The sequence below is a fragment of the Paenibacillus sp. FSL H8-0332 genome, from assembly GCF_037963835.1.
GTDB classification, from domain to species: Bacteria; Bacillota; Bacilli; order Paenibacillales; family Paenibacillaceae; genus Paenibacillus_AQ; species Paenibacillus_AQ rhizoplanae.
In genome coordinates this window covers 7,070,777-7,091,997 of the sequence record NZ_CP150145.1, presented here as the reverse complement: position 1 = coordinate 7,091,997, position 21,221 = coordinate 7,070,777, and the positions used below count along the sequence as shown (strand labels likewise).

The window sequence follows — 21,221 nt, the reverse complement described above, 5'->3', positions numbered from 1 at the left end:
GATAATGGGCTAGACTTGTATAGGAAACTTGTCTACACTTTGGACAGAGGTGAATACTGTGATAGATAGGGAAATATTGAAGCAGGTGGGAGCCCGGATTCGTGCTCTGCGGAAAGAGCGGGGCCTGTCGCAGGAGGCGCTTGGGGAGATAGGCGGGTTTCATTTTTCATACATAGGGCAGATTGAACGTGGGGAGAAGAACGTTTCTTTATTGAATTTACATAAGATTGCAGAATCGCTTGAGGTGAATATCATTCAGTTGTTTGCCTACCAGGGTGAGGAGTTCATGGTTACCGCAGCAGAGCGTGACTATTCATAGTATAAACAACAGTGGCGGCCTTCCAGGCCGCCACTTTGTTTTCGCCGATAAACCCGTTACGCTAAAGGGATCAAGGCTGCATAACCTTCACCATCTGCGCTTCGAATTCCGCGTAAGTGATTTTACCCAAAGCCAAATCCATGCTAAGAAGGTAGATCTGTTCTGTTTTTGAATAGTCGCGCTCCACTTTCAGCGATAGCTCCTCCCCCGGGAGGGGCTCCAATACATGACACTTGTTCGAAAAAGCTTCGAAATAGCGGTAGCCGAATTTGCGTTGCGAAACCGCGTCTATATGAATGCCATCAGGATTCGCGGTCAACTCTGCCGCCGTTACAAAATAACAATTTTGCTGTTCGTTAGCGAAGCGCTGCAATTGTTCATTGACCTGTCTATACTCTGTCGCTTGCTGCCCAAAACCAGTCTTACCAAGGAAACCACCAAGTCCGCCAATGATCAACGGCACCTCATCAAGATTCAATTCGTTTCTTAGGGTCTCGATGATAAGGGTTAATTTCTCGTAATAAGTTTCATGCAGCGAATGATAACTGTCGCTCTCACCCTGGTGCCAAAGAATTCCGCAGATTTGACTGGACCGCAAGGCGAAGCGGGCTTCGGACAAAGCATGCTGAAAAAGGATGCCCTCCGGATGCCAATCATTCAAAGAACTGCCACCTTCTGCACAAGGAATCAAACCAATTTCTTCATCAGAATTGGCTTTCGACCAGGCATCGGCGAAAGACGCCGCCAGGCTTACACCGGAAACCGGACGGTCATAATTAATCGGCTCTGTCATCATCTGCCACTGTCCATTACGCAGCATTTTTATTTTTTCATTATATATAGGGTCGACTTCATGCAAGAATCCACGGCCTGCCATATTAGATTGACCCAACATTAAAAATGATTTTATCATTTAATCTTCATTCCTTTACATACCTAATATAAACTAATTGAATCATTATATAGTCTGATTAGACTAAAATCAATTAATGATCATTATGCCTGGAATTAGAGATAAACCAAGAAGATTTCTTTACTATCGCGGAAGCGATGCATGCGGTCATCCAATAAAGCTGAGAATTCCGTTGAAGGAAATTCAAAGGATTCTGCAGAGTGATGAGTCCAGGATCGCACTTGCTGTGTTCCAAGAAAAGATGTATGAACTATCCAGCGAAATGACGGCATTGTCTGTCATTCACAATGTACTGCAAAACTTGGTAGATCAACTCAAGCTCCATGCCGAAGTGAAGCTGAACCCGGGAGTCTGGATGGATAAAACTCTGCTACAGATCGTTGAAGCCCTTCCTTTATCCAAAAGTAATCTCAAGGAGGACCTATCCATGAACGATTTGATCAAGGCAGATCAACATTTATCCACGCTTAAGGAGGTACGGATTGTTTACCTTCCACCTTCACCAGTGGCTTCGATCCAAGTAATTGGAAAATCACCGGAGTATGAAACGGGGATGGAGTTGCAAAAGTTTATGATGGACACGAAGCTGGCCCAACTCAAGCCTGATCTGCGGCATTATGGATTTAATCATCCGAATGGAGTCCAACCGGATGGATCGGACCATGGGTACGAGAGAGGGGTAACGATACCTGATGATCTAGAGGTACGTGAACCGTTCGTGAAGAAGCATTTCACCGGTGGCTTACACGCAGCTCACATGATTCCCATGGGCAGCTTCGAGGAATGGGGATGGCTCACCGAGTGGGTCGAGCACCATGAGGAGTATGAACCAAACTGGGGAGACCCCGATTGTATGTATGGTTCAAAGGAAGAGCATTTGAATTACATCAACCAGTATCATTTAAGCAATGAGGAAATCGATAAGGTGGTACAATTGGATTTACTACATCCGATAAAGTCAAAGTTGAACCGGTAAATGATACAAGGTCATCCCGTAAAGGATGGCCTTAAAACTTTTGAAGAGAAACGGGAACTTGCCATTCCAACCGTTACGAACCGTATCATAAGTAGGGGGAACAGTTTGACGTGAAGTCCTTGCTGGCAGTGGAACGAGAGGGTGTTCAGCTACCAGAAGCTTGCTTCATTTAGTTTGATCGGGATGCCGAATTCCATTTCGCACTGTCCATCCGGATGGTGAAGGGAGTTGGGGAAGTAAATCTCTAGGGCCGGACGTGAAACGTCCCATATATACGGGCTTAGGGGAAGCCACTCGATGGAGACCAGGTGCAGCAGATCTTTCACCGTATCCGGTCTGTCGGTCATCCGCACAATGGCGTATTTGCCTCCAGGAATCGTCCGGATGCCCAGATCGCCAGTCGGCGTCATCCGTTGCTCCGTTGTAATGCAAGCGTCATACCTGTGTCTGCCGTCCGGCGTGATGAAAGGGTCGTCGAGGATGAGTCCGACCGTCATACTTCCTTTTTTTAGTGCTTCTCTCGCGTCCAACCACGAGGCTACCCGCTCAAATAGCCCCGTAATGTCCGAATTGATTTTTCCTTCATTGATGGTTCCCCTATACCGGGCGTAGATAGCAGTCATTGGAGCAAGGTTCCGAATCTCAATCGAGAGTTCCGCCAGCTTGCGGGACAGTTCGGTGGACTTTTCAAAGGTGAACCGGGCCCTGAACCGTTCCGCAATCGTCTGGAGAGGAAACCTGTCCCGGCATTCGGAAGCACTCAGGCCGGTATGCTCGCGGAACACTCTGCAAAAGTGGGCCGGGGTTTGCATACCACAATCCAAGGCGATATCAGTTATGCTCCGGTTTGGGTGGAACAACAGTAGCTTGATTGCCTTCTCGATGCGGATCCGCCGGGTAAACCCGTGCACGTTCTCACCCATCACCGCTTTGAACACCCGATGGAAGTGAAAGGGGGAGAAGGCGCCCACGTCCGACACTTCTTTAAGGGTTAATGGATCCGTAAGATGCTCCTCCATGTAGTTGACGACATGGTTGACCCGGTACCGGTATTCCAATTCCAAGGCTTTGGCTGTCACCATCCGTTTCACCGCCCTCCCTTATTCCCATTATTGATTAAATCCGATCTCTATTATAGCAAGAATTGTTAATCGGGTAGCAAGAAATTGGAAGACGATCCACGCCCATTACACTACCATAAGGGAAGATAGAAGAATAACCTTAAAGGGTGTGTTCATGTATGACCGAAATATTCCGTTATGCCAAGCTAGCCGTGTTGGCAGGGGCAGCTTGCCTGATCCTTACCACGTCCGCTTGCTCTCCGGAAAAGTCCTTAGCCCCTGCGTTGTCCCCCGGCAACTCCAAGGTGATCAACTTGCCAAACGGGGAGTGGCCGATCGGCACTCCAGAGCAGGTTGAGATGGATCCCAAGGAAGTCGAAGCAGTGATGCAATATGCCAAGGAATCGCCGGTTCTCTCCATGCTAGTTGTTAAGGACGGCACAATTGTCTCCGAGTATTACAAGGATGGCATGTCGGATACCAAGCTGGCTATAAACTCGATCACCAAGAGCGTGACATCGCTCTTGATCGGGATAGCTATCGACAAAGGTTATCTGAAAGGAATAAATGAGCCGATAGAGCCATTTTTCCCCGAATATAAGGAGTTGTTCGATTCACCCGATAAGAGATCCATTACATTAGAGCACTTGCTCAGCATGACAAGTGGCTTACATTTCCCGGAATGGACTGATTGGAATTATATGATCCAGCCTATGACGGAGACCAAGGACTGGAACCAATTTGTACTCAGCCAACCGATGGATTCTAGGCCAGGTGAAATATGGAATTACAATACAGGCGGTTCCCAATTAATGGCGGCGATTCTCAGGAAAACGACTGGGCAATCCGAACTCGATTTTGCCAAGGAGCATCTGTTGGGTCCTCTCGGAATTGATAGCATGAAGTGGCCCCGTTCACCGGACGATTCGAATTCAGGGGGCTTCGGCCTGAAGATGAAGCCAAGGGATCTGGCCAAGATTGGCCAATTGGTGCTTAACCGTGGCGTATGGGATGGCAAGCGCATCGTCTCCGAAGCATGGATCCGGGAATCGACCTCTCGGCATTCGGAGGGAAATGTGTTTTTCGGCGAATATGGCCACCATTGGTGGATGAATCAGTACGGCGGGCACGAGGCAGTTTTTGGTATGGGTTATGCCGGCCAATATCTGACCATCGTACCCGACCTGGATCTAGTGATCGTCGTGAACTCGGCTGCCACCGGGAATCCCCGGGATACCACCCTTCCTATTCAGTTTATCGAGAGCTTGGTTAAAGCGGTGAAGAACAAATAGAGGACATAGTCCTAGCCTGCCGCTGTTTTATTGAGACTCCAATCAACGTTGACAATTGAATTTATACCACAATTAAAGGGCACCCACACGAATACTCTTTAATTTCGCTGTTAGAGTGTTAAGCTGAACCGTATCATAAGTACCCCTCGATCATGGAGATTATGACCCAAGTGTTTGATAATGAAGCATCACGATCTGACCCATTCTCTCGGTATGGGTTAAGGTTAGATTCTCTGGCACTGTTCCGGAAGGGAATAAGGGAATGCCTTCTCCCAGAATGGTGGGAATAAGCGCAATTTGGAGCTCGTCCAGCAATTGAAGCTTCAGGACACTCTGTACAAGCAATCCTCCGCCTACAATCCAGACCTTGCCTTCTGAGGTTTGTTGTAACCGGGGGATAAGCCGGTCAATGGATTCGCCTGTAAAAACAACATGTGGCGCAGGCGGTTGCCCGGAACGCGTAAGGACAAAAGCCGGTTTATCTGCATAGGGGAATTCATCGGCTAGCTTCAGCACCTCTTCATAAGTATTTCGCCCCATCACTACGCTTCCCACAGTTCCATAGAATTCACTATACCCATTATCCCCTCCATTTCCTTCGATCTCATACAACCAATCGACAGAGCCATCGGGCCTTGCGATGTAACCATCCAGACTCATAGCGATGTACAGCACAACTTTATGTTTTGACATTGTTAATCGCTCCCTTCTAGATTCAATGATACACTTGAACTATGACAAAATATGACGTAGTTAGGTGGAGCCATTGATTAATCGAAGACTGGAAATTATGCGGACATTGGATTCAAGGACCAAATTTACGGCCCGCCAGCTGGCAGAACGATTCGGAGTATCGCTAAGGACGATCCAACGCGATCTGGATTATCTGCAGCAGATGGGGGTTCCTCTGTATTCGGAGGTAGGCATACACGGGGGGTACCGGGTGCTGCCGAACCGGATTTTGCCACCCCTTCAATTAACACAGCACGAGGCGTTGGGATTATTCCTGATGATTGAATATTTGGAGCATATTCCGGACTTTCCCTATGGAATCATCCGGGCTCAACTGGCAGATCAGTATTATTCGGGATTGCCGGATGATGTGCGGGATCTGATTAGTCGTTCGAAGCAGCATCTTGCCGTTCTTCAGCACTCTTCGATACGCCCAGCGCCGTTAACGACCCAGGTGTTAGGTGCAGCCGTGGAGAAGAGAGAGATTTCATTTGCTTATCATTCCCGCAGCGGCAAGAAGAATGTGCAGGTCTATCCGCTCGGGATTTATTATGAACAAGGGTATTGGTATATGCCCGCCAGCAAGCAGGGTGAGATTCGCCTGTATCGGGTCGATCGGATGGAGCAGCTGGAGGAAGGGCCTCACCGAATAGAGGAGTCACTTCCAACGCTTGCAGCATGGATGAAGGCCGGGGAGACCAGGGATAGCACCGAAGTCATATTACATTTTACGGATATGGGCGTAAGGCTGGCGGAATCGGACCGGATATTCGCTTCAGTTCTGGACAGGGAATGGCGCGGCTGTATTCCTGTGGAAGAGTTCCCGTTCACGGCGCAGAAGCTGCTTGCATACGGACCGGAAGTGAAGGTGGTCTCTCCAAGGGAGTTGCAGGAATCCGTCAGAGAGTTACTGGAGAAGACTATAAGTCAGTATTCATAACATACTCAATATCCATTATCCTGGGGTGTTGACGGTTTTTTTTGTATGATAAAGTTGACACGGTGTATAGTTTGGTATACATTATGTTTAGTGAACTATACTAAAGGCGGTGTCATACATGACTTATCAGGAAAAGAAGAGCATCGTATCGCTAATCAGCACTCTACTCATTTTTACAGTGTATTTGCTGTACAGGTACCCGCAGTATCCAAATGAAGTGTTGGAATCACAAGTAACCTTCCATTACTGGGGTTCCTTCATTCTTGTATTGACCTTGGTTTCCATCGCGGCACATATCGTGATCAGCATTGTTTTTAACATCATCTTCCGGATGACGACGGGTGAAAAGGAACCTGCATTCGCGGACGAACTGGATAAGCGCATTGACTTGTTGGCCCTCCGAAATTCATTTGCTATGTTTGTCAGTGGCTTCCTATTGGCTATGGGCTCATTGGTTATAGACCAGCCTTTGAAGGTAATGTTCATCGTCCTAATCGCCGCTGGATTTCTGTCAGACGTAACCGGTTCAATATCGAGACTGTATTACTACAGGAGAGGAGTCTAAGATGGGCAAAGTTCTTGTTGGCAATTACATCAGAAAATTACGATTCGATCTTAATGAAATGACCCAGCAGCAGCTGGCCGACAAGGCAGGTGTAACCAGACAAACGATCGTAGCTCTTGAAAAAGGAAATTACTCTCCTTCACTGGAGTTGGCTTTTCGTATAGCCCGCACCTTTAACTTGCCGCTCGAAGAGGTATTCTTTTTCGGGGAAAATTCAGAGAAGCCAAGTGGGAAATAGATAGGGGGTAAAGGATGAGAGCAATGGTATATGCCAAATACGGTTCGCCTGATGTGCTTCACCTGAAGGAACTAGAGAAACCTGCACCGAAGGATAACGAAGTCCTTGTCAGAATCTATGCGGCAACGGTAACAGCGGGGGACTGGCGTATGCGAAAGGCTGACCCGTTCCTTGCAAGATTGTACAATGGTCTCTTAAGGCCCAAAAAGGTAACGGTATTGGGGTTTGAGTTAGCCGGGGAAGTTGAAGCCGCAGGCAAAAATGTAACACGCTTTAAGATTGGCGATCAAATATTTGCGTCTTGTGGTTTCGACTTCGGTGCATATGCCGAGTACAAATGTCTGCCTGAAGATGGACTGGTGGTCATGAAGCCGGTCAATGTGAGCTATGAGCAGGCTGCCGCTGTTCCCGTCGGGGGGCTCACCGCGTTGAACTTTCTAAGGAAGGGGAAACTCGCGAGCGGAATGAAGGTGCTTATTTATGGGGCCTCTGGAAGTGTGGGAACTTATGCGGTCCAGCTTGCCAAATATTATGGGGCAGATGTAACAGGGGTATGCAGTACTGCTAATCTTGAGCTGGTAAGATCTATAGGAGCCGATCGGGTCATAGATTATACGAAACAGAAGTTTATGGCGCATGAAGAAAGCTATGATTTGATCTTTGATGCTGTTGGGCAAACGATATCGAAAATCAAAAAATCAGCATTCAAAAAAGCTCTGCGTACGAACGGGAAGTATGTGAGTGTGGATATGTCATACAAGCCTCGCGTTGAAGATCTTATCTTCCTCCAAGAGCAGCTTGAGGCCGGTACCCTTAAGCCTGTTATTGATAGATGCTATTCGCTGGAACAAATTCCGGATGCCCATCGTTATGTCGAACAAAAACATAAGAAGGGGAATGTCGTCATTACTGTAAGTTCCCTATCCTAAAGAACAGCTCAAAGGGAGTGTGCAAACACTCCCTTTGAGCTGTTATGGTATGTTATCCGAATGTCAAAATTAAAGCGCTTACTATTATAGTTTTATATAAAATGTATTTATTAACATTATTCGACAAAATTCACCTTACTTTTACGTGGCAGCTATGATATATTCTGGGTGAATATGGATAGTAAAGAAGTGAAAGGGGAAGTGAATGCGTATGGAGGCGCTTGTGTGGACATCGAATCATAAGCTGGAGCTCTGCGAATGGGAAGAGCCGACAATTGCAGCACCGGATGAAGTCAAGATCCGGATTGAGATGACGGGTGTATGTGGAACAGATTTAGCAGTCATCACGGGGAAAGAGGAGGGGGTTCCAGGCGTTATTCGCGGTCATGAGGCTGTAGGGACCGTAATTGAAACCGGCAGCAACGTTGACCGCGTTAAGGTAGGCGACCGCGTAGTTATTGATCCGAATCAAAGCTGCGAGAAATGTTATTTTTGCTTGAAGAAACAGCCGCACCTCTGCATAGGCACCGATGGAAATGGGATGCCTATTGCAGGTTTGAATCGAAATGGGACATTCACTTTTTTTTACTCTACTGTACAAACGTTTGCACACCTGCTTCCTGACCATATGAGCTGGGAAACAGGGGTTTTGATCGAGCCTCTTGCCTGTGTGCTGCACAATTTCAAAGAGTCTAATGTCACTGCAGACGATAAGGTGCTCATTCTTGGTTCGGGTCCGATGGGATTGCTAAGTCAAATTGTGAGTAAATCCAAGGCGGCACTTACCGTTGCGACGGAAATTAATCCTTACCGGTTGGCTTTTGCCAGAGAAATCTCAGATTATGCTCTGACACCTTCCCAATTACATGAAGCTACCGTAGACGAGATCTGCTCGGGACATAAGTTTGATGTGATTATCGACACGGTAGGCACTCAGCTCGAAATGGCGGAGCAATGGATTGAGCGTGGAGGCCGCATCGTTCCTTTTGGTATTAATGCGAATTACCGGTACACCTTTTCTCCTACCAAATTCGTACAGCAGGCCATCAAAATTATCGCAGCAGGCGAATACCGCTACATGTTCGAGGAAGCTATACGGTTTGCTGCTGAGACACCTGAACTGGAGAAACTGGTGACTAGAAAAGTTAAGCTCAATCAGCACGAAGCAGCAATCAACGAGTTGATCGGCTATGAATTGAATTCTTTGAAGGTGGTTGAGAGTGACACCGTGAAGACGGTTTTTGTTCCCTAACGTGGAACTGTAATTAGCGAGGGGTGGATCTATTCATGGGCAAAGAAGGCAAATTTAGACTTGTTCAGGATTACTTGTCTATGCACAAGGCCAGAGAGGTAGAGCCGATTTGGATACCTGCAGTGTGGAACGAGTGCAGCTATAAGCCTATTCTCTTCGAAAAAGACGGTGAAATATGTGTGCATCCGTATGATTTTTTGACAGAGCATTTGAGGTATGTAGACAAGCTTTCCTGGAGGTATTTGCTCAAGGAACGCACGAATTTAGACGAAAGCACGATCTATTCTGCGTTAATTCGTTATTCGACGGCCTGGGATTACAACCATGACGGAACAGTCGAATCGGGCACTTTTCTAAGATTCCTTATTCTTCTGCCGCTGTTAAAGAAAATGGGCGTCAATATTCTGTATATGCTTCCAGTAAACCAGTACAGCAAGTTAAATCTGAAGGGGGATATCGGGTCACCTTACGCTGTGCAATCGTTATTCCACTTGGACCAGAACCTGCATGACAGCTTGTTGGACGGTATGGAAGAGTTCACCATCCACGATGAGCTTAGCGCTTTGGTAGAAGCTTGTCATTTGCTCGATATCAAGACTGTTGTCGATTTCATTCCTCGTGTAACGGCGAGAAACAGTGCATTCATTACTGAGCATCCCGAATGGGTGTACTGGATCAAGCTTGAGGAATTAGAAGGCTTTGCGCCGCCGCCGATTCCTGAGCTTGGATTCTTTGAGGAATGTACGCCTGACCACTTGGAGACGGTCTACCACAGCCAGGAGACCGCAGCATTCCTGCGGAAGTTCTCACCGCCGCCCCATGAACTTTATCCCAGCCTTTGGCAGCAGTTGAAGGAAAGAGCTGCTAATTGTGGAGACGAGTTATTAACTTTGGTGGAGCAAGAGATGGGAATAACAACCTCTCCGGCACATTCGGATTGGATTAACGATGTGCAGCCGATTTGGACAGACATTACGTTCTTGCGCCTCTATAAAGATTTCTCTCCGCAAGTGAGACATCTTATCAGCAGGGGTCAGGCGCCATATGTCCTTTTTGATACGATTAAATGCAATGACTACCCGGGAGAGGAGCCGAATTTGGAGTTATGGGACGTTCTGGAGCAGGCAGTACGCTTTAATCTCGAAAAGTATGGGATTGACGGCTTCCGCATCGACATCGGACATGTGCTTCCTATTCCGTTGTTGACTCGCATTTTTGACACGATTAAAGAGATGAATCCGAATGCGCTCCTGATCAGTGAAGACTTGTTCAACCGCAATCACAGGAAGGCAGCGAATACGGGCTACAACATTATGCTTGGAAGCGGATGGAACGTTATGACGGAGATTACTAAGGAGAACCTGGTTTCATTCTTAGAGGAACTGCCCGAGTTGAATATTCATGTGTTTGCTTGTGCAGAAACGGCAGATACTCCCCGGATCACGAGCCGTGGCGGTGTCGGGGTTGCCCGGATGATCGCAGTATTTAATCAATTTCTTCCGAACGCAATTCCTTACGTGACAACAGGCTATGAAATGAATGAGGAGCAGCCCCTCAACTGTGGTCTTGGTGACAACACGAACGGTGAGGAGATTTCCCGCGCTTTTTTTAATGTCATGCAAATTAATTGGACTAATCCTGCACCCATGCTGCCGCTGCTGGCGGAGCTAAGTGAATTTAAGGAAGCTTGGCATCACCTCGTGAAGCCGGAGAACTTTTTCGTGGCTCAATCCCCGGAAGGTACTGCTATATACGGGTATATGCAAGGGGATGAGATGATGCTGTGCTGCTTTAACTTGAGTGCCGATGCTTTCTGCCAAGTCGATTTAAACGTGGCCGTACCCGGCCGATGCCCATTGACCGTAGCACTGGATAGCTCTTTAACGGGTAGCAGCGTAGGTCAGGCGTTCGAGTTCTTGCAGCTTGCGCCTAATCAGGCTCTAGTGCTCATAAACATTTTTTAGAAAAGGGAGAGAGGCTGCGAATGGAAAAGAACAACAAGGAAATCGTGCTATGGCATGAGTTTGACGGTCCGGGAGATACCTCGATTGAAGTGCTGGAGGGGATTTGCAAGCTGTATACAGAGCGCTTCAGCGTACAAATTACGCCACAAGTGATGAACATTACGGATCTGACTGCGCGCTTGAACCGAATCAAACATACCCGCCAAGGTCCGCATCTGGCGATGGTTCCTGCCGATATGTCCTCCTATGTCGACAATGGTCTTTACTCCGAGGTTCCGGGCGGGTTGTTTGAAGATGTGCTGACTGAGGAGGCCCTTTCCACGATGCAAATGGAGGGTGTCCAGTATGGTATCCCGGTCTTGCGGGGCAATCATCTGGTTCTATATTACAATCCGGAGATTTACCCCAGTGCACCGGCGACATGGGACGTGTTTGAAGAGGCAGCAGAGAGGTTAACCGCCCAAGGAATCGTACCCATTGGGGCGGATCTACAACAGGGCTATTGGTTTATTCCGTTCCTTACAGCTTTCGGTGGCTGGCCTGTACAGAATGGAAAGCCGAATATCGTCAGCCCTGAGATGAAGCAAGCGCTTGAGTTCATCCGCGACAAGATGGATCAGGGCGTACTCGTCAGTCTCGACGGTTCTACAGGACTGCTAGAGCAGTTCATTGACGGTAAGATCGGCGCTATTATTTGTGGGGAGTGGATCTACAACCATCTGGACAAGCATATGAACGATAGGCTTGAGGTTTGCCAGCTTCCAGTCATAGAAGGCCAGCAATCGCTATCTATGTCTTCTTCCATCGGCCTGATCTACCCGAATTTTTCGTTAACCACGGAGGAGCGGGAAGATATTTTGTCATTCACGCGTTTTATGCTGAGTGACGAATGCCAAACCCTGTGGACGCAGGGCGTGCAGCGAATTCCGGCTCAGGAGCAGGTGCTACACCGCCTAAGTGCCTCTGCTGCACCTAATAAAAGAATGATTTTGTCGCTTTTGGACCACACACGGCCGATGCCGACTTACCCCTTCATGATCCATGTCTGGGAGGCGCTCAATGCGGGTCTGACCGAGTTGCCCTTAAGCAATCCCGAACAAGCCCTGAAAAAAATGGAACAGACCCTCCAAGCATCCTGGGGCGCATTACAAAACTAATCAGATAAGGGGAGAAGAGAAATGAAAACAACGATATTCAGCCAAATTTCAATCGACGGAAAGCTCACGATGGGAGCCGGGAATTCGAGTAAAGAGCTTTTTTCTTTATTTTCCAGTGAGGATATGGAATTCATCCATCTATTCCGGGGGAATGTGCAGGGCATTATGGTTGGTAAAAATACAATCCTGACCGACAATCCATTTCTTACGAATCGGTATGAGGAGAACAAAAATCCAATCCGTATCATACCGACGACTACCCTGGATATTCCGATGGACTGCAATGTGCTTTCGGATCAGGGAAAGACGATTATTGTCACGACCGAGAAAGGACGGGATGAAGATAAGATCAAGCAGATCCGGGAAAGAGGGAAGGAGTGCCTCATCTGCGGCAAGGATACCGTTGATTTTGTGGAGCTTGAACGTCAGTTAGAGGAAAATTACGGGATCACCAGCCTGATGGTCGAAGGTGGCGGATTTTTGAACTGGCATATTTTCAATCAGGATATCGTCGATGAAATTATTCTGATGCAGCTCCCGATCATCATCGGCGGCTCCACGAACATTACTTTAGTGGATGGAGACGGGTATCAGCAATTGAGCTTTGCGAAGAAGTTCAAGGTTGTAGAAATTCAGCCAAATGATAATTACACACTCATGCGCTACAAAAAGGTGATATGACCTCACACTAAGTCATAGACTGCAATGGCTATGAATTAATGGAAAAATCTAGAATATGGGGGTTGTGTACGAATCATGTCAGAGAACAAAGAGTTCTATAAAAGTGTGTATAAAATCGCTGTGCCCGTTACGCTTCAAAGCTTGCTGATGGCACTGCTCAATTTGACGGATCAATTGATGGTCGGGCAGCTTGGAGATGTGTCCATTGCCTCTGTGGGGATATCTACCAAAATATACGGGATCATCGCGGTTGTCTTAGCCGGTTTATCGACGGGCGTATCCATTTATGCTGCCCAGTTTTGGGGGAACAAGGATTCCAAAAGTGTCTCCCAAGTGCTGGGTCTCGGGCTGATCGCAGGATTCACGTTCTCTTTCCTGTTCTCTGTGGCTGTCTTCCTGGATTCGCCGCTCTTTTTGAGCCTGTTCACTACAGATGTGAATGTAATAGATGAGGGGTACATTTTCCTTCAGGTCATGTCGATCGGCTTTGTGCCTGTTATGCTCACGATGATGTATTCTGCGATTTTGCGCAGTACGGGCCATGCCAAATGGCCGATGTATGTAAGTTTAATCTCAGTGGGTTTGAATATTATACTGAATTACGTGCTTATATACGGCCATTTCGGCGCTCCTGCGCTTGGTCTGAAGGGCGCGGCCATTGCTACCCTTGTTTCGAGGGTCTTAGAATGCTTGTTGATCATTGGTGCCGTGTACCGATATCGTTTACCGGGAGCTGTCGGGTTAAAGAACTTGTTCATCATTCCTAAACCGCTCATTCGCAAATTTTTTGGAACGACCTATCCGCTGCTACTGACTGAATTGATCTGGGTATTGGGCGAAACGGTATATGCGATCATTTATAGCCGTATGGGGTCAACGGAAATGACTGCGATGACTATTACCTTCCCGCTGCAGGGTCTTTGCATCGGCTTATTATCGGGTCTGGCCAGTGCAGCAGGAGTAATGGTTGGTAACCGTTTGGGTGCGGACGAAACTGAACTTGCACTTGATCACGCGAAAAGGTTCATTCGCCTTGGCATCATTGTCTCTCTGATTGTCGGGGTTATTATTGCGGCAGGTTCGAAGCTGTATGTCTCTGCATTCAATATCTCCGAGGATGCTAAGCAAATGAGCATGTATATCGTTATCGTGTTTGCTGGATTTCTTTGGGTCAAGGTGTCCAATATGATTATAGCTGGCGGAATTCTAAATAGCGGGGGAGACAGTAAGTTCGTGTTCACCTTGGAATCGACCACAACGTGGCTGATAGGTGTCCCATCCGGGCTGCTGCTGTCCTATATCTGGAACCAGCCTGTGTACCTTGTGTATCTCGTCATCTCCCTGGAGGAGGTTGTCCGCTTTGGCTTCGGATACGCCCGGATTTACTCCCGCAAGTGGATAAGAAATCTAGTTCATGATGTGGCCGAAAAGGCCATGTAACAGACGACACTACATTGCGGGTTGACACAAAAGTAATTAGGAGCCATACTATATGTATGAACAACAACATTAGAAAAATAAATGACATGGAGGCTATTCCCTCCCTTGTACAATCCCAGCGTCAGATTGATCGCTATAACCTGGACATAGACGCACAGGCTATACTCGTCGCGTCTAGGCTAATGGCAGCGGGAGCCCAGCTTGGTCAGGCCTCGGAGCTTCATTTCTCCAGATTCGGCTTATCAACAGGTCGATATCGTGTATTGGCAGATCTCGAAGATTACGAAGGAGAAGAGCTGCCTTCGCAATTAGCAGAGCATCTAGGCGTTACACGTGCTACAGTGACTGGTCTGATCGACATTCTTGAACGAGATGGCCTAGTATCTAGACGCTTAAGCTCAAAAGATGGCCGCCAGAGATCGGTTATTTTGACGGAAGAAGGAGCGAAGAAGCTACGTGAAATGGCTCCTGAGCATTTCGCTTGGCTGGAGGCCACGGTGGGCTTACTCAGTATAGACGAGCGCAGCGTATTCCTCGACTTGCTAGGCCGGGTTACACAAGGCATCTCTGCACTTATGGAGGAACCAGGCTCGAAACCAAAGTGAAACATCAGTAATGAGTAGAATGGGCTAGTAATGCTAGCCTATTTTCACTCCTATATAGTTAGGCACCTAATTATAATTCGCTGAAAGTACTCAAATGGATTGATCTCGAAGAAAGAAGGGGGCAACGAAATGGACCAGATGAAATACCCGAATCCAACAGATGATGCTTACGGTATCAAGACTGTGGGTTCCAGAAAAAAGCCCTTTGCACTATGGCGTGAAGTTGTAATGGCCTATGCTGCTCCTGCCACTATGGCAGGTATTGGGGGATTGGTTACTGCTGATAAGGGGCTTCAAATCGGAGCATTGACCACAATCGGCGGTGCATCGGCCTTGATGGCCTTGATGATTGGCCTTATATTGCGCAGCCGAGTGGGCCATATGCGATGGGTCACAGGTGCACCTCGCTTGGTTGTGGTAGGAGGGTTCGCAATAGCCGGGTCCTTGTATGGCCTATGCGCGGCATGGGTGACATCTGGTGTACTAGAACTTATGATGCCGGGCCATCACTTGGCCTGGGTCGATCGCGCCTGGATCGATTTCCCGTTGTCTGGATTCATAGCAAGCACGATAGTGACCTGGCGGTGGCGTCTCGCCGTCACAAATAATTTTTTATCCAAAAGGAGAAGAAAAAAATGATAGTTATTGTGGGAGCAACAGGTACGATAGGCAGTGCGCTGGTGGAACGTTTGGCTGATCTTGGCGTGCCCGTCAGGGCTCTGAGTAGAGAGCCAGAGAAGTTGCGTAAGCAGATCGGAGGAGAAGGGCGGTCGGCGATCGAGGTCGTATTGGCAGATGCTGCTGAACCCGAATCGCTGCGCCGCGCCTTTACAGGTGCCAGCCAGCTCTTCCTCGCCATGTCCAACAGTCCAAGACAAATCGAATTGGAAACTTCAGTCATTCAGATTGCAGGTGAATCTGGAATCGAGCACATCGTGAAAATATCCAGCCCTGCCTTTGAGCAGAGCTCTCCAGTAGCAGTCGCGGGCTGGCATCAGGAAATTGAGAAAGTGCTGAGGGAATCAGGTCTCACCCATACCGTGTTGCGCCCTTATGCATTCATGCAAAACCTAATGCGCTTTGCACCAACGATTACAACCCAAAATGTTTTCTTCGGCTCCATGGGCCATTCACCGTGTAACTTCATTGACTGCCGTGATATCGCAGATGTTGCCGCAGAAGCTCTAACTAACCCTGAGGTATCAGGCCAAATATATACGCTTACGGGTTCAGAGATTTACAGCTATCCTCAGATCGCGGCCCGGCTGTCCGCCCTGCTCCATCGGCCAATAAGTTACATCAACATGGAACCTCAAGAACTACTCCGTAATCTTATTGAACACGGGAATATGCCTCCTTGGCTGGCGAACCATGTTGTGGAAATTCAATCCATGTCTATGGTGGTTCCAGAACGTCCAAATGACACGGTGAGGCGCCTGCTCGGCAGAGAGCCGCGCAAGCTGGAAGCTTTTCTGCAGGAGTGTGTAGACAATTTCCGATAGAGGTATCTTAGTTTAAGGAACATTCCGGTGAACCCTACCGTAAATAACGGCATGTTTTATTTGATAAATCGTGTAGGAGTTTATTCAAAGGTTGTTCTTCAGTTGTGGAATAACGCATAGAGATGTCCTTTCAGATGGATTATTAATCATTAAATAGAGACCTTGACTGCGCCCTTGGGGAACGGATTATGATGAACAAGAGGTGAGAACATGGTTTACACAATCGGGCAGTTTGCAGGATTGCATCAAGTATCCAAAAAAACACTAAGGTACTACAGGGATATTGGCCTTCTGGAGCCAGCTGATATTGACCCTGTCAACGGGTATGCCTTTTATGAGGGCGAGCAGTTTGAGCGGATGCGGCGCATTCAGTACCTACGGAGGCTTCGATTTTCCCTTGAGGAAATCCCCTACTATTGGATATTCAGCCCGATTTGTGGATCGATCACGTTCAAGCACGTCTGGAGGATATTCGCTTGGAGAGACGCCTCCTATCCAGCATCGAGCAGGAACTTCTCGCACTCCAAGGTAGAATCTGCAATGGAAAGGAACCTTTTGAGTTGATAGTAAATACGACACAATACAACGTGGACACATTTGAACTCAGGGAACCAATCTATGTTATTGGCTCTACCGCACGAGTACCTTACAACAAGAACGAGGAGAAGCAACAAATCATCGACCAGCTGATTAGTAATTTCTTTGGCAACGAACAGCCCGAAATGATTTCTCATCAATCAGTTGCCACCAAGTGTTTTGGACTTGTTTGCGAATGCGAAAAGGATATGAGTATGGGGACGTATATGTTAGGTATGCAGGTTACCAACCTAATTGAAATTCCTGAAGGCATGCGCAGCTTTACTCTTCCTGTTGGGCTTTACGCGCGAGTTACTTTTCAAGCAAGAGACCGTGAGACACTCACCAACTCGGCATTGGAAGGTGCTTATGACTATCTGTACAACAACTGGCTGCCGGAATCAAGCTATATCATGGTGGACATGTTGGCTGCAGAGGTGTACAGAGAGGAGCGGATGGAGGGGGCCGACTTCGTGATCTTGGAGTGGAGCCGAAAATTGTGGGGAAAGCGGAGCACGAGAACTTGCCTTCTCGCAGAGTGCTTGAAAAGGCCGGTTTTACACTTGTTATGGCCGAGCAGTATGTTAGTGTTTATGAAATAGTAGAGATGGGACCCTCCAAGTGACTTTGGAGGGTTTCATTACGAAAACTTGCCGTTCCAACCGTTACGAACCGTATCATAAGTAGGGCGAAAAATGAGAGCTTCGGTTGTTTTGAGAGGCGCTCTAACCTTTTTTATTTCTATGTTCTAAGACAATTGCTAGACGATCATTATATTGTCTTAATGGGAATAGTAATTCTATGTTAGGAACGCGTATGCATCATTTTTATCTTAATAATAAGGGACTCTTAATATTCTTGAATTGCTTGTTTTTCATTTGATCTAAACTAGCTTGAATACTTCGATAGAGGCGTTGACATAGAAAAACACCGCTTCGATTGGTAAAGTAAGATTGTCGAGATCCACTAGAAGTATGATAGAAGTCGAACCGGATAGAAAAGACATAAAAGAAATTGTGTTTTGGTTACGCGGTGAACCGTATCATAAGTATGGCGAAATAATTCCGTGGCAGGCGCTGTCCCCAGGTACCGTCATCCTAATCAAACCTAAAGATCAAATTTATAAAGAAAATAGCGGCGTAGGGATCACCTCCCTTACGCCGCTATTATTCTAGTTTAATTCATTGTATTCCAACAAATCGTTAACGACAGCTTGGAGCTGATTGCTGTTAGTTAAAGAAAACGGCGGGTTATATTCATATCTGTGATCATGGGCATACCCAATGGCTTCCAAGACTTGGTCTAAGTTGTTAGTGGTTACTCCCGTTATCCCTGCAACGGCAAATGTTGTTGCGTCAGGCTTAGGGGCATATCCAGGATCCCAAAAGTAATTACTGATCTCTGTCAACGCTAGTCCAGCACGAACTTCATTAACTATCGCTTGAATATCAGTTACGGTCCATGGAGATTTCGCGTCCGTGCTCAATGCATAATCAATATAGATTAAGTTCGACTGAGTGACACCTGTTACTCCAGCAATTTCAAATATGGATTCGTCAGGCGCATCGACATTTGGCTCTGGCTGGCCATAGTAAGCATTAATCGCTTCCAACGCGGCTTGTGGAGTCATTGGTGTTGGCGTCGGTGTTGGTACTGGTGTTGGTACTGGTGTTGGTACTGGTGTTGGTACTGGTGTTGGTACTGGTGTTGGTACTGGTGTTGGTACTGGTGTTGGTACTGGTGTTGGTACTGGTGTTGGTACTGGTGTTGGTACTGGTGTTGGTACTGGTGTTGGTACTGGTGTTGGTACTGGTGTTGGTACTGGTGTTGGTACTGGTGTTGGTACTGGTGTTGGTACTGGTGTTGGTGCTACTGGTGCTGGTGCTACTGCTGGTAATGGGGTTGGTATTGGTGCTGGTGTTGGTTTTGGTGTTGTTCCTGATGCTTCAGCTTTAGCTTTGTCTATAGCTTCTGTTGCTGCATAGGATCCGACTACAAGATCGGCGCGAGTAGCAAACTTGGCTCCATCGGTGCCTAAATCAACCCCACTTAATTTGGCAACATCTAAGTAACCCTGGTACCATGGAGTCGTCGTTTTCACCTCGGATTTTTTACCAAACCCCTTAACTAGCATTGTAGCAAGCTGCCCGGTAGTTACGTTATCCTTTGGTGCAAATGTGCTGTTCGTCATGCCATCAATGATTCCAGCTTTTTTTGCCGCTTCAATAAACGGAATTGCCCAAGCCGAAGAAGTATCCGTACCATCTACATCTTTAAAGGACGAAATGGCTTCTGACGGGACGGTTAAGTTAAAAATTTTAGCTACAAGTTTAGCAGATTCCGCACGCGTCATGTTTCCCGTAATATCAAAATTGTCAGTGCCATTACCTTCTATATATCCCTTTGCTAGCAATGCATCAATTTTGGCAAGAAGAGCCGCATCCAGACCTGCCAAATCTGTGAAATCTTTAGAAGTCTTTGTAGGTGGCGAAGTATCCCCTGCTGCGGCAACTACACTTGGAATGAGTAAGCAAGCTACTAACGCTAGAAGAATCGATTTTGAAACTTTCCTTTTCATAGAAAAACGCTCCTTAATTTATTTTTTTAAGTGTACATCTGACTTAAGGCTTATATCGGCATTTAATTCAATTTTAAATAGATTTTTGCCCTGATTTTTTCGCCGATAGACTCGTTAAGCTGAACCGTATCATAAGTAGTGGTAAAGCAGAGGATCGAATTGAGGGTGGAAGCGGCAATGCTCTATCTGCGAATAGGGGCGTAAATGCTCCACAGATGTGGAGTGCTGTGTATTGCTTACGCGAATATAAGAATTCAGAATTAACTTCATGTACGGAATATTGTTCAGGCAGATTAATCTGTTTAGGGTACTTCTCATTTTTTGGAATCTGATAAGAGAGAGGAAGATTGAAAATCAAGAAATACTTACTAAACGAATACTAGGGTCTTGGGAGAGCATAGACGACTTTTTTAATAAGAGCTTAGCTTTTTGCATCATGTGTGTTGATAAAATTGTTGCTGTTATTGTTGGAACTGCCAGATTTAATCATTATATTGCAATTGACATTGCAACAGAGGAAGAACACCGAAAAAAGAGTCTCGGGCAGATACTTACTCAAACGTTTGTTAATGAATGTATAGAAAGAGGGTTACTGCCCCAATGGTCGTGTGTGGAGTCCAACCTTGCTTCTAGAAAACTTGTTGAAAAAGTGAATTTTAAATTTCTAAAGCAAAACGATGTGTATTGGTTTAATATATAGTCACTTGAAAAATGGAGATTTCCAAATGTATCACATGTGGAGTGCTGTGTGTCGCTCATAAGAGAAAAGCATTTAAGAGCCGCATTTACCTGCTTATTAGCCCAAACGTTGCATGCGTTTGGGCTTTTATATTTGGATAGGAAGTCGAGTAAAGCAGAAGTAAGGTATTATTATGGCGGAGATGATTATTACAACATTTTTCGCTGTGTCTCAATCAATGTCCTGCAGGAGCTGCAAGAGCGCCGGACGTTTCTCGATGCACTTCGGCGAGTGATGCGGTTGAGTTACTTACGCTCTTAGAACAAGAGGGAATCTTGGCATGGATAGATGGTGGATGGGCGGTAGAGGCATTATTGTGTGATAATACCTATAAGTATTATAATGAATAATAATATCTATTAATTGGTGTTTACCTTTAAGAAACTTGTCTACACTTTGGACATGGAGAGGTGAATACGGTGATGGATAAGGAAATATTGAAGCAGGTCGGAGCCCGGATTCGTGCTCTTCGGAAAGAGAGGGGACTGTCGCAGGAGGCACTTGGGGAGAAGGGTGGATTTCATTTTTCATACATAGGGCAGATTGAACGTGGGGAGAAGAACGTTTCTTTATTGAATTTACATAAGATTTCAGAATCACTTGAGGTGAATATCATTCAATTGTTTGCGTACCAGGATGAAGAGTTCATGGTTACCGCAGCAGAGCGTGATATTCAGGATATTGTAGGCATGCTCCGTGAGGCCAATGAGGAGAAGGTACGCGTGGCTAAAAATGTACTGAAGGAATTATTATAAAGAATAA

The 21,221-nt window shown here is 46.7% G+C and carries 23 protein-coding genes and 1 pseudogene; 20 read left to right on the top strand and 4 right to left on the bottom strand.

Annotated features, from left to right (window positions below):
* Positions 1-58: 58 nt before the first annotated feature.
* Positions 59-271, top strand: a pseudogene (locus NST43_RS31005) (helix-turn-helix transcriptional regulator); the annotation flags it as partial.
* 118 nt (positions 272-389) lie between these two features.
* Here the strand turns inward: NST43_RS31005 and NST43_RS31000 are convergent.
* Entirely contained in the window at positions 390-1,232 is an 843-nt protein-coding gene (locus tag NST43_RS31000; protein WP_339221341.1) for a sialate O-acetylesterase, read from the bottom strand.
* 172 nt (positions 1,233-1,404) lie between these two features.
* Between NST43_RS31000 and NST43_RS30995 the strand changes: the two genes are divergently transcribed.
* Positions 1,405-2,208 carry an effector binding domain-containing protein gene (locus tag NST43_RS30995; RefSeq protein WP_339221340.1) on the top strand — a complete coding sequence of 268 codons (804 nt, stop codon included), beginning with the start codon at positions 1,405-1,407 and terminating at the stop codon, positions 2,206-2,208.
* Positions 2,209-2,357: 149 nt separating this feature from the next.
* Here NST43_RS30995 and NST43_RS30990 read toward each other — a convergent pair whose 3' ends face one another.
* Entirely contained in the window at positions 2,358-3,290 is a 933-nt protein-coding gene (locus tag NST43_RS30990) for an AraC family transcriptional regulator (RefSeq protein WP_339221339.1), read from the bottom strand.
* Positions 3,291-3,448: 158 nt separating this feature from the next.
* On the opposite strand from NST43_RS30990, the gene NST43_RS30985 reads away from it, so the two are divergent.
* Positions 3,449-4,561, top strand: a complete 1,113-nt coding sequence (locus tag NST43_RS30985; protein WP_339221338.1) for a serine hydrolase — start codon at positions 3,449-3,451, stop codon at positions 4,559-4,561.
* A 159-nt stretch (positions 4,562-4,720) separates the two neighbouring features.
* Here NST43_RS30985 and NST43_RS30980 read toward each other — a convergent pair whose 3' ends face one another.
* Positions 4,721-5,254 carry a dihydrofolate reductase family protein gene (locus NST43_RS30980; RefSeq protein WP_339221337.1) on the bottom strand — a complete coding sequence of 178 codons (534 nt, stop codon included), beginning with the start codon at positions 5,252-5,254 and terminating at the stop codon, positions 4,721-4,723.
* A 73-nt stretch (positions 5,255-5,327) separates the two neighbouring features.
* Here NST43_RS30980 and NST43_RS30975 point away from each other — a divergent pair, with 73 nt between their 5' ends.
* The 15 genes from NST43_RS30975 (at position 5,328) to NST43_RS30905 (ending at position 18,317) form a co-directional block, all read left to right on the top strand.
* Positions 5,328-6,233: a YafY family protein gene (locus tag NST43_RS30975; RefSeq protein ID WP_339221336.1), complete on the top strand. Its 906-nt coding sequence runs from the start codon at positions 5,328-5,330 to the stop codon at positions 6,231-6,233.
* 118 nt (positions 6,234-6,351) lie between these two features.
* A complete protein-coding gene (locus tag NST43_RS30970; RefSeq protein WP_339221334.1) occupies positions 6,352-6,798 on the top strand; it encodes a hypothetical protein in 447 nt (148 codons plus the stop codon).
* Between the two features lies 1 nt (position 6,799).
* Positions 6,800-7,036, top strand: a complete 237-nt coding sequence (locus NST43_RS30965; protein ID WP_339221332.1) for a helix-turn-helix transcriptional regulator — start codon at positions 6,800-6,802, stop codon at positions 7,034-7,036.
* Between the two features lie 14 nt (positions 7,037-7,050).
* A complete protein-coding gene (locus NST43_RS30960; protein WP_339221330.1) occupies positions 7,051-7,965 on the top strand; it encodes an NAD(P)-dependent alcohol dehydrogenase in 915 nt (304 codons plus the stop codon).
* 211 nt (positions 7,966-8,176) lie between these two features.
* Positions 8,177-9,217 (top strand): alcohol dehydrogenase catalytic domain-containing protein, encoded by a 1,041-nt coding sequence (locus NST43_RS30955; protein ID WP_339221329.1) that lies wholly within the window; start codon positions 8,177-8,179, stop codon positions 9,215-9,217.
* 35 nt (positions 9,218-9,252) lie between these two features.
* A complete protein-coding gene (locus NST43_RS30950; RefSeq protein ID WP_339221328.1) occupies positions 9,253-11,181 on the top strand; it encodes an alpha-amylase in 1,929 nt (642 codons plus the stop codon).
* A gap of 20 nt (positions 11,182-11,201) precedes the next feature.
* A complete protein-coding gene (locus NST43_RS30945) occupies positions 11,202-12,338 on the top strand; it encodes an extracellular solute-binding protein (protein WP_339221326.1) in 1,137 nt (378 codons plus the stop codon).
* A 21-nt stretch (positions 12,339-12,359) separates the two neighbouring features.
* A complete protein-coding gene (locus NST43_RS30940) occupies positions 12,360-13,019 on the top strand; it encodes a dihydrofolate reductase family protein (RefSeq protein WP_173134492.1) in 660 nt (219 codons plus the stop codon).
* A gap of 75 nt (positions 13,020-13,094) precedes the next feature.
* Positions 13,095-14,459 (top strand): MATE family efflux transporter, encoded by a 1,365-nt coding sequence (locus tag NST43_RS30935; RefSeq protein ID WP_339221324.1) that lies wholly within the window; start codon positions 13,095-13,097, stop codon positions 14,457-14,459.
* A gap of 56 nt (positions 14,460-14,515) precedes the next feature.
* Entirely contained in the window at positions 14,516-15,064 is a 549-nt protein-coding gene (locus NST43_RS30930) for a MarR family transcriptional regulator (protein ID WP_339221322.1), read from the top strand.
* Positions 15,065-15,193: 129 nt separating this feature from the next.
* Positions 15,194-15,703, top strand: coding sequence for a hypothetical protein (locus tag NST43_RS30925; RefSeq protein WP_339221320.1), 510 nt, complete (start codon positions 15,194-15,196; stop codon positions 15,701-15,703).
* Entirely contained in the window at positions 15,700-16,566 is an 867-nt protein-coding gene (locus tag NST43_RS30920) for an SDR family oxidoreductase (protein WP_339221319.1), read from the top strand. Before NST43_RS30925 ends, NST43_RS30920 begins: the two co-directional genes overlap by 4 nt.
* Positions 16,567-16,776: 210 nt before the next feature.
* Positions 16,777-17,130 (top strand): MerR family transcriptional regulator, encoded by a 354-nt coding sequence (locus NST43_RS30915; protein ID WP_339221317.1) that lies wholly within the window; start codon positions 16,777-16,779, stop codon positions 17,128-17,130.
* Positions 17,131-17,153: 23 nt separating this feature from the next.
* Positions 17,154-17,744, top strand: a complete 591-nt coding sequence (locus NST43_RS30910) for a GyrI-like domain-containing protein (RefSeq protein WP_339221315.1) — start codon at positions 17,154-17,156, stop codon at positions 17,742-17,744.
* A 372-nt stretch (positions 17,745-18,116) separates the two neighbouring features.
* Entirely contained in the window at positions 18,117-18,317 is a 201-nt protein-coding gene (locus NST43_RS30905; RefSeq protein WP_339221314.1) for a hypothetical protein, read from the top strand.
* Here the strand turns inward: NST43_RS30905 and NST43_RS30900 are convergent.
* Positions 18,314-19,720: an S-layer homology domain-containing protein gene (locus tag NST43_RS30900; protein ID WP_339221312.1), complete on the bottom strand. Its 1,407-nt coding sequence runs from the start codon at positions 19,718-19,720 to the stop codon at positions 18,314-18,316. The genes NST43_RS30905 and NST43_RS30900 overlap by 4 nt on opposite strands.
* A gap of 268 nt (positions 19,721-19,988) precedes the next feature.
* On the opposite strand from NST43_RS30900, the gene NST43_RS30895 reads away from it, so the two are divergent.
* Both NST43_RS30895 and NST43_RS30890 read left to right on the top strand, forming a co-directional pair.
* Positions 19,989-20,420, top strand: coding sequence for a GNAT family N-acetyltransferase (locus NST43_RS30895; RefSeq protein WP_339221310.1), 432 nt, complete (start codon positions 19,989-19,991; stop codon positions 20,418-20,420).
* A gap of 458 nt (positions 20,421-20,878) precedes the next feature.
* Positions 20,879-21,214 (top strand): helix-turn-helix transcriptional regulator, encoded by a 336-nt coding sequence (locus NST43_RS30890; RefSeq protein WP_339221309.1) that lies wholly within the window; start codon positions 20,879-20,881, stop codon positions 21,212-21,214.
* The last annotated feature ends 7 nt before the right edge of the window (positions 21,215-21,221 follow it).